Origin of the sequence: Rhizobium sp. P38BS-XIX, from assembly GCF_012641435.1 — a bacterium.
Taxonomy (GTDB): domain Bacteria; phylum Pseudomonadota; class Alphaproteobacteria; order Rhizobiales; family Rhizobiaceae; genus Rhizobium.
In genome coordinates, this window is record NZ_JABAIJ010000010.1 from 154,298 (window position 1) to 166,202 (window position 11,905).

General features: G+C 58.7%; 10 protein-coding genes. 4 read left to right on the forward strand and 6 right to left on the reverse strand.

Annotated features, from left to right (window positions below; translation table 11 throughout):
- Window positions 1-1,176 (reverse strand): hypothetical protein, encoded by a 1,176-nt coding sequence (locus tag HGP17_RS26915; RefSeq protein ID WP_168813705.1) that lies wholly within the window; start codon window positions 1,174-1,176, stop codon window positions 1-3.
- Between the two features lie 107 nt (window positions 1,177-1,283).
- Window positions 1,284-2,714: an MFS transporter gene (locus tag HGP17_RS26920; RefSeq protein WP_168813707.1), complete on the reverse strand. Its 1,431-nt coding sequence runs from the start codon at window positions 2,712-2,714 to the stop codon at window positions 1,284-1,286.
- Between the two features lie 129 nt (window positions 2,715-2,843).
- Here HGP17_RS26920 and HGP17_RS26925 point away from each other — a divergent pair, with 129 nt between their 5' ends.
- Window positions 2,844-3,728, forward strand: coding sequence for a LysR substrate-binding domain-containing protein (locus HGP17_RS26925; RefSeq protein WP_168813709.1), 885 nt, complete (start codon window positions 2,844-2,846; stop codon window positions 3,726-3,728).
- A 57-nt stretch (window positions 3,729-3,785) separates the two neighbouring features.
- Here the strand turns inward: HGP17_RS26925 and HGP17_RS26930 are convergent, their stop codons facing one another.
- The 3 genes from HGP17_RS26930 to HGP17_RS26940 form a co-directional block, all read right to left on the reverse strand.
- Window positions 3,786-5,222, reverse strand: a complete 1,437-nt coding sequence (locus HGP17_RS26930) for a UdgX family uracil-DNA binding protein (protein ID WP_246704234.1) — start codon at window positions 5,220-5,222, stop codon at window positions 3,786-3,788.
- Between the two features lie 14 nt (window positions 5,223-5,236).
- Window positions 5,237-6,472 (reverse strand): putative DNA modification/repair radical SAM protein, encoded by a 1,236-nt coding sequence (locus HGP17_RS26935; protein ID WP_168813713.1) that lies wholly within the window; start codon window positions 6,470-6,472, stop codon window positions 5,237-5,239.
- A 138-nt stretch (window positions 6,473-6,610) separates the two neighbouring features.
- Window positions 6,611-7,198, reverse strand: a complete 588-nt coding sequence (locus HGP17_RS26940; protein WP_168813715.1) for a TetR/AcrR family transcriptional regulator — start codon at window positions 7,196-7,198, stop codon at window positions 6,611-6,613.
- A gap of 150 nt (window positions 7,199-7,348) precedes the next feature.
- On the opposite strand from HGP17_RS26940, the gene HGP17_RS26945 reads away from it, so the two are divergent.
- Window positions 7,349-8,347, forward strand: coding sequence for an aldo/keto reductase (locus HGP17_RS26945; RefSeq protein WP_168813717.1), 999 nt, complete (start codon window positions 7,349-7,351; stop codon window positions 8,345-8,347).
- A gap of 251 nt (window positions 8,348-8,598) precedes the next feature.
- Window positions 8,599-9,804, forward strand: a complete 1,206-nt coding sequence (locus tag HGP17_RS26950) for a DUF3422 domain-containing protein (RefSeq protein WP_168813720.1) — start codon at window positions 8,599-8,601, stop codon at window positions 9,802-9,804.
- Window positions 9,805-10,224: 420 nt separating this feature from the next.
- Here the strand turns inward: HGP17_RS26950 and HGP17_RS26955 are convergent, their stop codons facing one another.
- Window positions 10,225-10,842: an isochorismatase family protein gene (locus HGP17_RS26955; protein ID WP_168813722.1), complete on the reverse strand. Its 618-nt coding sequence runs from the start codon at window positions 10,840-10,842 to the stop codon at window positions 10,225-10,227.
- A gap of 151 nt (window positions 10,843-10,993) precedes the next feature.
- Between HGP17_RS26955 and HGP17_RS26960 the strand changes: the two genes are divergently transcribed.
- Complete coding sequence (locus HGP17_RS26960) at window positions 10,994-11,905, forward strand: LysR substrate-binding domain-containing protein (protein ID WP_168813724.1); 912 nt, start codon at window positions 10,994-10,996, stop codon at window positions 11,903-11,905.

Here is an 11,905-nt window from a genome sequence, read left to right on the forward strand (position 1 = left end):
TCAGCCGGCAAGCCACGCCGAGACAATCTTTGCCGCGGCGCGCTTGCGGCCGACCCGAATGTCCGCAGCGTCTACGTCGAAGTCCAAGTCATGATGGCGCAATTGCTTGAGCCAATCGGGAAAGCTTGCAAGATTTCCCTTGCCGAGCGCCGGTATTTTAAGGTCGTTGCGGCTGCTGCCGCGTTCGCGTTCCGAAAATTCGCCGCGGCTTGATGTGCGCACACGCAGCTCCCATTGCCAGTCCGGCTTGGGGCGGATTTGCAAGCGAACAACGTCGCGCGCGATGAGAGCGTGGCCCTGCGCGCCGCGCATCGGGATCGCAATATTAATTTCCCAATCCTCGTCGTCAGCAAATGGCAGGCCGAGCTTTCGAGACAAGGCGACGGATTCCGCCGTATTGCGCCGCGCGCTTTCGATATCCGCCAGCTTCGCCGCCAGGGATAGGAACCGGGCTTCATCCGGTGTGGCGTCCGGAAGTACCACCTGGACATAGCGATGAAGCGTCGCGATTTGTTCGACGCGGCGCATCAGTTGGTACGGACCCTCGAACATATCGGCAACGATGTCGGCCCTTGTATCCTTGTTCAGCAGGCAGATGAACACCATGCCCCAGAAGCGAAGATTGGTCACATCGTAGAGATCCTCGCTATAGCGGCGATCGTGGCGATACTCCAGGTGACGCAGCGTTTCCAGGATACGTGGCGCCTCCGACGTGAAGGCGGCAAACTTCGCCTTCTTGTCCATTTGCGCTGGCATCGACGTGTAGGCGCCGACCTGACCGAGGAGCTTCAATCTGGCCTTCAATGCCGTAGAGATTTGCGTTTCGCCCGCGGAGAGCGCGCCTGTATCGTCGAACCCGAATACGAACAGCAACTCATGCCGCCGCGACATCTGGATCACGCCCTTAAGATCCAGATCAGGCAGCATCCGGCGGTACGCTTCGGTCAGCAACGGCATCTCCTTGTCGTTGACCGCCGGAGCGCCGCCGGCGACCCGCATGAAATGAAAATAGAACGCCGTCCTCTGGTTGGGGTTGAGCAGGCCGGACAGCTTCGTGGCCAGTGGCGCGATACGGTGGTGATTGGCTGGCCAGAATTTCCCCTGACGCTTCTCGGCAAATGCGGCCTCCTCATCGGATATAAATGTTTCCAGAAGGTCGGTGTCGACGCTCGTCATTACTTGCTCCCAATGGCTTCCATGCCCGGAAGACTACGCCGGGCTTTCACCGCAATTATTATAGGGCGTCCATTTCCAGCGCACAGGCTTACCTGCACCCTAGAGGTTTATCCATGGGCGATGCTGCGCCCCGCATCGTGGGGAAGGCGCCAGTAGGCGATCGTGGGCAGGACGGTCAGGAGCGCGGTGACGGTGAACGCCCAATGAAAATCCGTTATCGCGAAGCGATGCTCGCCGAAGAGATTGCCACCCGCATGCATCAGGTTCGACAGGCGCAGACATACGGCACCGAATGCGATCCCGAGCCCTGTCGTCATCTGCTGCATCGTGCTCCAAAGAGTGCTGGCCGCACTTTTCAAGTCCGTTTCGATGTCAGCGTAGCTCAAGGTGGTCATCGCGGAGAGCTGCAGCGAACGGGAAAGCCCGTAGGCGAACAGGACCAGGAAGAGTTGAAGCCATGGCGTAGACGGGGCCAGGGTGGCGAAGGCCAAAATGCTCACGCCGACCAATGTGCCATTGCCAATCGCGACAGCACGAAAGCCGAAGCGCCTGATAATCGGTGTCGTGAAGGCTTTCATACCAAGGTTGCCGATTGCCGTGACCAGCAGCAGCAAACCGGATTGGAAGCTCGAAAGGCCAAAGGCGATCTGAAACAGCAAAGGCGAAAGGTAGGGTATGGCTTCTATGCCGGCACGCGCAAAGCCACCCCACAAGACAGAGGTCCTGTAGGTTCTTATGCGAAAGACCGCCAGATTAAGGATGGGGTGCGGGGTCGAGCGAAGATGGGAGATGGCAATAAGCCCGATGAAGAGACCGGCACCGACGATCGCTGTCGCATAAGCAAGGTTCGTATCAGGACGGCTTGCCAGTTCCGTGCCGTACAGCAACGATACCAGTGACATGCCGCTCAGCAGGAAACCTTTGAGGTCGAGCCTTCGAGAGCTTTCGGCGAATTGATTGGGAACGAAGGCCGCGATCGCTGTGAGTGCTGCAAGGCCGAAGGGAATGTTCAGAAAGAAAACCCAGTGCCAGGACGCGTAGGTCGTAATAAAGCCGCCCACGCTGGGGCCGATGACGGGTGCGACGATCGCAGGCCATGTGATGGTCGAAATCGCGCGCATCATGTATTTCTGCTCGGTATTGCGAGCGACGATCATTCGTCCGACAGGTACCATCATGGCGCCGCCTGCACCCTGAAGCACGCGTGCCGCCGTGAACGAAAGCACGCTGTCGGCGCATCCGCACAGAATGGATGCAATCGTGAAAATGAGGACGGCGGCTGCGAAGACAGTCCGTGTGCCGTACCTGTCTGCAATCCACGCGCTGATCGGCACAAGGACGGCAAGTGTCAGCATGTAGGCCGTCATACCGAGGCTGACCTCATTGGGTCCGACCTGAAAGGAATGAGCCATCTGCGGCAGGGCGGTGGCTATGACAGTCGTATCCAGCGTTTCCATGAAATAGGTCGCAGCCACGATGAAGGGAAGGACGATGCTGCTCTTTCCCAGATTGCTGTTGGTGTTTGGTAAAGCCTGCATACCGATGCTTCCCTGGCCATCAGAAATAATTCGCGGCACAATGAGAACAGCGTTGCGCAGGCACAATGCGGATGTTTTATGCTCAGGCTTCGGCTGGTCCGAAGGCAACGGATTTGTTATCAGTCAGGCATGCGCTTCGACATTGTTGATCTTCGCCTGTTTCTGGCCGTGGTGAATGCCGGCAGCATCACGCATGGTGCGACTGCGGTCGGTATATCGTTGCCCTCTGCCAGCGAGCGTTTACGTGCCATGGAGATGGCCAGTGGCGTCAAGCTCTTGGAGCGCGGCCGGCGTGGTGTGTCGCCCACCAATGCCGGTGAAGCTCTGGCCCATCATGCCATGGTGGTGCAGCGGCAAATGGCACAGATGCGCAGCGAGCTCGACGAGCACGCCAAGGGACTGAGAACCGTCATTCGGCTCATGGCGCCGACAGCGGCCATCACCGAATTCCTGCCCGAGCGGCTTGCCTCCTGGATGTCGGCCAATCCAAACATCGACATTGATCTGAAGGAACGCCAAAGTTCCGAGGTCGTCAGGGCGCTCTTCGCGGGTTTGACGGAAATCGGCATAATCTCCGACACTGTGAACACCGAGGGCCTGATGTTAAGGCCGTTTGCGGTCGATCAACTGGTCGTGGTCGCATCACCCGACCATCCTTTGGCGGAGCGGAAGACAGTTCTTTTCGCCGATGTAGTCCATGAGAGCTTTATCGGACTGGCGGAAGGTGCCCTGCAGGAAAATCTAGACGGGCGGGCTCAGATCGCAGGTGGCCGGCTGAAAACGCGCATTCGAACCCGAACATTCGAAGGTATTTGCCGGATGGCGGCCGGTGGCGTCGGTCTGGGGATCGTGCCGGCTACGGTTGCCCAAAGTTGCCGCCGCATCATGAAGATCGCGGCGATCCGACTTGTGGACGACTGGGCCACGCGCCGATTCTCGGTCTGCACTCGTGCCGACGACAATATTGCCGCCACGACAAGGGCGCTTGCCGAGCATCTGACCTCTCATAAGTGACGTTGTTGCTTTTCGGGGTGGATGACTTGCTTGCTGATTCTGCAAACGATCTGTGCGTCAATCCGGCATATAGGCCGATACGCGACGCAGATCCTCGACCAGTAGCTTGCGGGCTTCGTCCTGCTGGGCCGCGTTTCCCGACCTTAAGACAGCGGATGGATGAATGGTGAGCAGAACGGGCGTCTGGCCGTCGTCGGCCAGCTCCATCGTGCCATGACGTTTGAGGATGTTCGCACCGTTGCCGGTGACGGCGAGTGCTGCGGTTGCGCCAAGCGCAACGATCAGCTTCGGCTGCACGAACTTGCGCTCCAACCCCAGCCACCAGCGACAGCGTACCACTTCGCCGGCATCCGGACGCTGATGGATGCGGCGCTTGCCTCTCGGCTCGAATTTGAAATGCTTGACTGCATTGGTGACGTAGGCGCGACTGCGATCCACCCCCACTTCATGGAGAACCTTGTTGAACAGCTGGCCGGCAGGGCCGGTAAACGGGCGTCCCGACAGATCCTCGATGTCGCCAGGCTGCTCGCCGACAAACATGACGCTACTGCCGATCGCGCCCTCGCCGAATACGGTCTGTGTCGCGTATCTGCAAAGGTCACAACGGCTGCAACCGGCGGCCGCTTGGCGTGCCTCGTCCAGCGTCTCGGGAACGACATCCGGCGCAATCTCTGACGGCGAAGGCAGGCGGGCGACGATGCGGTCGGTTCTGATATGCGGGGTGGTCGGCATTGCCTCGCGCATGGCCTGCACGGATTTCTCGGCATTGGCGATCAAGTCCGGAATCAGCCGCGCCTCCGGCAGGTTCTTCCAGTATTTGACCGGCATCTCGCTCTTCATCGCTTTCACCTTCAATCGCGCTGGATTGAAGATGCTGGCGTAGTAGGTGCGCCAGAGATCGTCGGCGCTGTCGTCCGGCAGGTCGGGACGTTCGTTGCACAGTTGCATGTCGAGCACGCCGCGCTCGAAGCGCGCAGCATAGCCGGGCGTGACAATCAGCCAATCCATATCGGCAAACCGGCGTGCAAAGAACGGCGCCGTGCGCTCGAGGATGACGTGCTCGGGCTCGAACCAGGCGATGAATTGCCGCCGACCGGCATCGGAAATGCCGACCTCGCGAAAGCGCACGAAGGCCTTCATCTTGTGCGCGTCACGGCGAACGGATTTTTCCATCGCATGCACGGCGGCAACATCCTTGTCGGATCGATCGCCGAGTATCTCCCTGTCGTTCTGCAGACGCCATAGCAACCGATAAGGCAGGGCAAAGCGTTCGGGCGAGACATGGCAGAGCGCCGCCTCTGCCAACGGCACGAATGAGGCCGGAACGCTGGGCCGTTCCACCGGCCGCACGGACTTTGCCGATGACTGCAACGCGCCGAACAGGTCGGTCTCAGCGCCTTCCACGCTCCAATGGACGTTGTCGGGCACCACACCTTCGCAAAGCAACTGCCGCGCCTGAATGCGCCAGGCCTCGGCAAATCCCAGTCTTGGCAAGATCACGCTTCGCATCAGAATAGCGACAATTGCTTGGGAGGCGGCATGAAGCGCTGCTTCAGGCCCTCCCGATCGAGAGATTGGCCCGGGGTCCAGTCGGCGCAGGCGATGAACGGCTTTGCATGCGCCATCGTGGCGCCAATCCGCACCAGATCATCATAGCGCAGCGTCTTGTTCCGGCGCGAGGACAGGATGCGGCCGACCGTCTTGGTGCCGAAGCCCGGCACTCGCAGCAGGATTTCCCTGCTGGCCTTGTTGACATCGATCGGGAACTTGTCGCGGTTTGCCAAAGCCCATGACAGCTTCGGATCGATCGCCAGATCGAGCATGCCTTCGGGCTGGGCGGCGATGATCTCCTGCACGGAGAAGCCGTAAAAGCGCGTCAACCAATCCGCCTGATAGAGCCGATGCTCGCGCATCAGCGGGGGCTTGATGAGCGGCAGCGCATTCGACGAATCCGGGATGGGGCTGAAGGCGGAATAGTAGACGCGCTTCAAGCCATAGCCGCTATAGAGAGAAGCGCTGCGCGCCAGCACGTCGGCATCGGTACTGGCATCGGCGCCCACAATCATCTGGGTGCTTTGGCCGGCCGGCGTAAAGCGCTTGGTCTTTTTGGTGACCATGGTCGGCTCGCCATGCTCGGCGATCTTCATCTTCAGATCGGCCATCGACTTGCGGATCGACTGCGGGCTTTTCTGCGGCGCCAGCCGCGCGACCGAGGCATCGCTGGGCAGCTCGATATTCACGGACAGACGATCGGCAAAAAGACCGGCCTGCTCGATGAGATCCGGGCTGGCGTCGGGAATGGTCTTGAGGTGAATATAGCCGCGAAAGTGATGGGTCAGGCGCAGATCCCGAGCGATCCGCACCATGTCGCCCATTGTCTCGTCCGGCGATTTGATAATGCCGGAGGACAGAAACAACCCTTCGATATAATTGCGACGATAGAATTCCAGCGTGAGCCACACGACTTCACCCGGCGTGAAGCGCGCGCGCTGCACATTGCTCGACACCCTGTTGACGCAATAAACGCAGTCATACATGCAGAAATTGGTCATCAGGATCTTCAGAAGCGAGATGCAGCGTCCATCCGGCGCATAGGCGTGGCAAATGCCCATGCTCTCGGTCGATCCCAGGCCCTTTCCATCCGCCGAATGTCGTTTTGTCGTGCCGCTGGATGCGCAGGACGCATCGTATTTGGCTGCGTCACTCAGAATTGCCAGCTTGTCTCGAAGTTGCAAGTGAACCATGCGTTCACTATACGTTCTCACTTCTCGATATCAATTTAAAAAAGACAAGCCGTCTAAAATATATCTGTCCGCGTAGATGATCTCGTGCGCAGGCGACCACCTCTCGGTCGTCAAAAGACAGGCCTCAACTCACCTCAATCATGTTGGCCAGGCTGCCAGAGCAAGCTGGACCGTGCGGTAAAGATCGCTCCGCGTGGCGCCGGATTGCGCGGCAAAGGCCAGGCCCCACCCGACAACCATCAAGTAGCGCGCCAGCGCATCCGGATCGGCATCGGACGGAAGATCGCCGGTGTCCTTGGCGCGTTGAAAGCGGTCCCGCAGGCGCTCCCGGCGTTTTTCGCGAGCCACGCTCAATTCAGCCCTCACAGTGCCTTCGCCATCTGCGCTGGGAAGTGCGCAATTGACGACAAGGCACCCGCGCGGCAGAGAGGGATCGTCATCGGTGTAGAGATCGGCGAACTTGTAGAGCATGTTTTCGGCGACATCGCGTGCAGTCGGTTCGTCGATCGCGGCATGCGCCTGGCTCAACCGCGTTGCGCCATAGTGATCGACGACCCGCTTGAACAGGCTCTCCTTGTTGCCGAAGGCGAAATAGAAACTGGGTGGCGTGATGCCCATGGCGCTCGTCAGGTCGGCGAGCGAGGTCCGTTCATAACCGTTACGCCAGAACAGGTCCATCGCCGTGTGAACCGCCTTGTCGACATCGAACACTCTTGGCCGTGCCATTGCCTTGCTCCCGAAATTCCTTGCTGAAAACGCGTTAGCACATTTTCATTGTAGCGATCACTATAAAACTTCTTGACAGAGGTTTCGCTAATAATATAGCGATTGATATATAACCTATCCAGATCGTCGTCTCGAACAACGGAGTTTCCCATGCAGTACAAACAACTCAGCCGTACCGGGCTGTCGGTCTCGCGCCTTTGTCTCGGCACCGGCACCTTCGGTCATCAGACGGACGAGGCGGAAGCGGTGCGCATTCTTGATGCCGCCGTCGATGCCGGCGTCAATTTCATCGATACGGCCGATATGTATCCGGGCGGGGCGCTCCCGCACGAAGTCGGCAGCTCTGAGGAGATCACCGGGCGCTGGCTCAAGGGAAAGAGGGGGCGGTTCATTCTGGGAACCAAGGCAGGCGGCCCTATGGGGCCTTCGCAGTGGGATCGCGGCGCTTCGCGCAAGCACCTGTTAGATGCGATCGATGCCTCGCTCAAGCGACTGGATACAGATTATGTCGATCTCTACCAGATCCACATGGACGATCCTTCAACTCCGCTTGATGAAACGGCGGAAGCACTCGATCTGATCGTCCGATCCGGGAAGGTTCGCTACATCGGCGTTTCCAATTTTCTTGCCTACCGGCTGGCAAGAGCGATCGGGCGTCAGGATACGTTGCGGCTTGCACGTTTCGTGTCGGTCCAGCCGCGCTACAATCTTCTCTTCCGCGAGATCGAACGTGACCTTCTGCCGCTTGCGCAAGAGGAAAATCTTGCCGTCATACCCTATAACCCGCTAGCCGGCGGTCTGCTGACGAACCGCTACAAGCTCGATGACAATCCGGATCAAGGCCGCTTCTCGACCACGGAAATGGGTCAGTTCGGCGCCATGTACAAGGCGCGCTACTGGAAGGAGCGCGAATTCGAAACCATCCGACAGTTGCGTGCGATCGGGCAGGAGATCGGGGAGCCTTTGCCGAAGCTGGCAATTGCATGGATCATGGCAAATCCGGCCATCACATCCGTTATTCTGGGCGCCAGCAGAACCGAGCAGCTCACGGACACGCTGGCGGCGGCTGATTTTTTAATCTCCGCGGAGCTTAAGGCCAAGCTCGATGAACTCACTTCTGTCTATCGCCAGGGTGATGCCGGGCGCTAAGCCTCATCGCAAGGCGATAAGAGGGCTGAATTTTCTCGTCGAACATAGTATCGGGCGCCTCGTGCGAGGCTTCCGATAGAATTCGGTCTGCTGTGAAACCGAAGGCCGGCGAGACGTGCCGGCGGCACTATAAGCGCAGAAGAACCGTTCTAGCATCCGTTTCGAGACATTCTGCCGCATCGAATCCGCATATTGCCGTTTGCCGCGGGGCCGCGCCAATTATAGCGTCGATGGTCGCCGGGGAGGGCTAGATGCAGGATAGTGTACTCGATTTCAATTCCGAGCTTCACGCGCGGCCGTCGATCTATTTTTCGGGGCCTGCGATCGTCGAGCATATCGCGCTTTTTGGGGGCGCGGCGCCTGATCGTCATCCGATCCCTCACGTGACCGAAGAAAAAGGCTCCGCCGATGCTCGCACCCAGGTCGAGTTTCACACGGAGTTCGTCACGATTACCCGGGTAACCTCACTGGACGATGATCCGACAGACTGGCCAACGGGGAGCCTGTCTGTCGATGAGGCGGCGGGACTGGCCGGCTTGTCGGATTGCTCTTGCATCTGCCGGTTGGAAATCCTGGTTTGCGGGCGGGCACCGGCTGAGATCGGCCCCTTTCTGTCCGCTCTCGAATTTGGCGATACCGCCGCCTCGATGATTGGCGGCGGAGCGGCGCTCGTTTGCTCGGATTTTCGTGTCGGTGCGAACAATGTCAGCCGCAGCATATTGTTCAACACTGAGCTCAATGCCTACAGGCTCGGCCGCATGGTTCGGCGCATATACGAGATCGAGACCTACCGCGTCATGGCGCTTCTGGGCCTGCCCGAGGCAAGGCGGCTCAATCCGGTCATCCTCGATTATGACCGCAAGCTTGTCGACCTGACCAATCGGCACGTCACGACGTCTCCGGAAGAACACAGGCAATTGCTCGACGAGATCTCACAGCTTTCCGGCGAGATAATTTCTGCCGCCGCAAGGACGCGCAATCGTTTTGGCGCGACTGCCGCCTATGCCAAGATCGTCGAGGAACGTATCGTCGAACTACGCGAAACCCATGTTCCCGGCTTTCAACGTTTCGGGATATTCGTCGCACGCCGTTTCAAGCCGGCGATCAGAAGCTGCGAGGCGACCGCATTGCGCCTTGAACAGCTCTCGCATGCAACGATGCTGCTGATCGATCTGCTCCAGACCCGCATCCAGGTGGATATCGAAGTCCAGAATGCCGCGCAGATTCAAGCGATGGCTGAGCGTGCTGCGACCCAGATCAAGATCCAGCGCGCGGTCGAGGGACTGTCGATCATCGCGATCAGCTATTATCTTCTAAGTCTGATCAAGGTGGCGTTCGAAACGGCAGATCACGCAGGCATTCACATCAATCCAATCTATATGCTAATCTCTATCCCTGCCGTGATTGGTGCAGTTGCTCTTGCTATATTGAGGGTGAAGCACGCATTGAATGCGTGAGCGTTATCAGCGTGATGTACGATGATATCGATCTGTCATTGGAAATTTGAGGGTAATTGCCGATACAATTCGCTTATCAATCGCTAGCACCATAGTACCATTTACTCTAACGGCGACCTGCGAAGAGAAGAGTATGCTTAAGTCCGGTGAGAAAATAGCGGACACAATTGCTCCGGTTGATGCCAGCCTTGGCATCGGGCGGGGTGTCCGACGAGACTACGAGGGCATGCAGTTTCGTCGGACGCTGCAATTGCTGGCTCGGGGGTGGCGTCCAAGCCAGTGTGAAAATGTATATCACCTACCACAGGTTTAATTAAGCTACCCGAATGGACGGTACGTGACGATCCCTTTGGGTGGCCCTGCATGCGCCGGACCCCCTTTTGTGTAAGATGAGGTTGCCGTCGCCTCGAGCGAGCGGCCTTACTTGCCAAATGCCTGGGCAATCTGGCCGACCAAGGTCGCCCACGGCATGTCGAGCGCGGCATAGACTGCTGCAGCCTCCGGGCGGCCGTTGTCTTTCAGGATCTCGACCATCATCGTCCCATAGTCGGAGAGAACGACGCCGGCTTGCTGCATGCGCAGAAGGCCCGCCTGTCGCTTGGTGTCGCTGAAGGTGCCGGAGGCATCGACTGCAACATAAGCATCGAGCCCTCGTGCCACCGCGGTCATGGCGGGGAAGGCGGCGCAGACTTCAAGAGAAATTCCGGCAAAGATCAGCTTCTTGCGGCCTGTGGCTTCGATCGCGGCGGCGACCTTCGGATCGTCGTAAGCGTTGACTGACGAACGGTTGATAATCTCAATGCCCGGCAACGCTTCCACCAGTTCCGGAATGGTCGGACCCCACATGCTGTCGCGAGCCGTGGTGGTGACGACGATCGGAATGTTCAGCGCCTTCGCGGCCTTGGCCAGTGCCACGACATTGTGCTTCAATTCGCCGGTCGAGTAGTCGCGGACACCGGTCATGAGGCCGACCTGGTGGTCGACAAGAACGAGGGCTGCATTGTCTGAGGTCAGAGGGCTATAGGTGCGGTTTGTCATGTTATCCTCCTTGGACGCGTAGATGGAAATGCCGCCCGTCAGGTGGACGGAGCCAGCAATTCATGGTGACGAGAAGGAAGGTAGCGGCTGGACTTATGGACTAAAAGACGTCATTTCTGCAACAGAACGTCCAATGGGTTGAACAAGTGTCATGCTGGATCTCAACGATTTCTTCTACTTCGTGCAGATTGTCGACCGTGGAGGCTTTACGGCGGCAGGGCGCACGCTGCACGTTCCGAAATCAACGCTCAGCCACCGCATGCAGGAATTGGAGCGCGATCTCGGGGTGCGGCTTCTCAACCGAACGTCCCGCAAATTTGGCATGACGGATGCCGGGGAGGATTTTTATCATCACGCGGTGGCGATGCTGCGCGAAGCCGAGCTTGCCGAAACGGCGATCCGTCATCGCTTGACCGAGCCTACCGGCACCGTGCGATGCACCGCAGGCATTGCGACGATGCAGTTCACCCTGTCGAGCGTCATCAACGATTTCCTCATTCAGTACCCTAAGGTGGATGTGGTCGCCCACGCATCGGACCGCATCGTTGATATTGTCGGTGAGAATTTCGATGTGGCGGTGAGGGCGCATACCGACCCATTGCCCGATTCCAATCTCGTGCAGCGTACGCTCGCACCATCTCCATGGTTTCTCTTCGCGTCCCCGGCCTATCTCGAGGCGAATGGTGTCCCCGAAACACCGGCGGACCTGCGTCCAGACCGGTCACTTTTCCTGATGCGAAGCGGTGTCGCGCCCGTATGGCGGCTTCGACACTCCAGGCAAACGAGGGACGAGATTGTGATTCCGCTCACCCCGCGCCTGCTGAGCGACGACATGCAGGGGTTGCAGAACGCGGCCATACAGGGATTGGGCGTCGCAGCACTTCCAAGCTATGTGTGCCGGGATGCCATCCGTGCCGGCACATTGAAGCGTATCCTGCCCGACTGGATCGCGGGGGATGCTACGATCACGGCTCTCATCCCCTACAGGCAGGGACTTCTGCCCTCCGTTCGTGCTTTCCTTGACCATCTCGCAATCGAATTGCCAAAAGCCGTGTTGATCTAG

Bases quoted from the DNA above. Each gene is read 5' to 3' on its own strand.
- HGP17_RS26915 (WP_168813705.1), bottom strand. From the start codon at position 1,176: ATGACGAGCGTCGACACCGACCTTCTGGAAACATTTATATCCGATGAG.
- HGP17_RS26920 (WP_168813707.1), bottom strand. From the start codon at position 2,714: ATGCAGGCTTTACCAAACACCAACAGCAATCTGGGAAAGAGCAGCATC.
- HGP17_RS26925 (WP_168813709.1), top strand. From the start codon at position 2,844: ATGCGCTTCGACATTGTTGATCTTCGCCTGTTTCTGGCCGTGGTGAAT.
- HGP17_RS26935 (WP_168813713.1), bottom strand. From the start codon at position 6,472: ATGGTTCACTTGCAACTTCGAGACAAGCTGGCAATTCTGAGTGACGCA.
- HGP17_RS26940 (WP_168813715.1), bottom strand. From the start codon at position 7,198: ATGGCACGGCCAAGAGTGTTCGATGTCGACAAGGCGGTTCACACGGCG.
- HGP17_RS26945 (WP_168813717.1), top strand. From the start codon at position 7,349: ATGCAGTACAAACAACTCAGCCGTACCGGGCTGTCGGTCTCGCGCCTT.
- HGP17_RS26950 (WP_168813720.1), top strand. From the start codon at position 8,599: ATGCAGGATAGTGTACTCGATTTCAATTCCGAGCTTCACGCGCGGCCG.
- HGP17_RS26955 (WP_168813722.1), bottom strand. From the start codon at position 10,842: ATGACAAACCGCACCTATAGCCCTCTGACCTCAGACAATGCAGCCCTC.
- HGP17_RS26960 (WP_168813724.1), top strand. From the start codon at position 10,994: ATGCTGGATCTCAACGATTTCTTCTACTTCGTGCAGATTGTCGACCGT.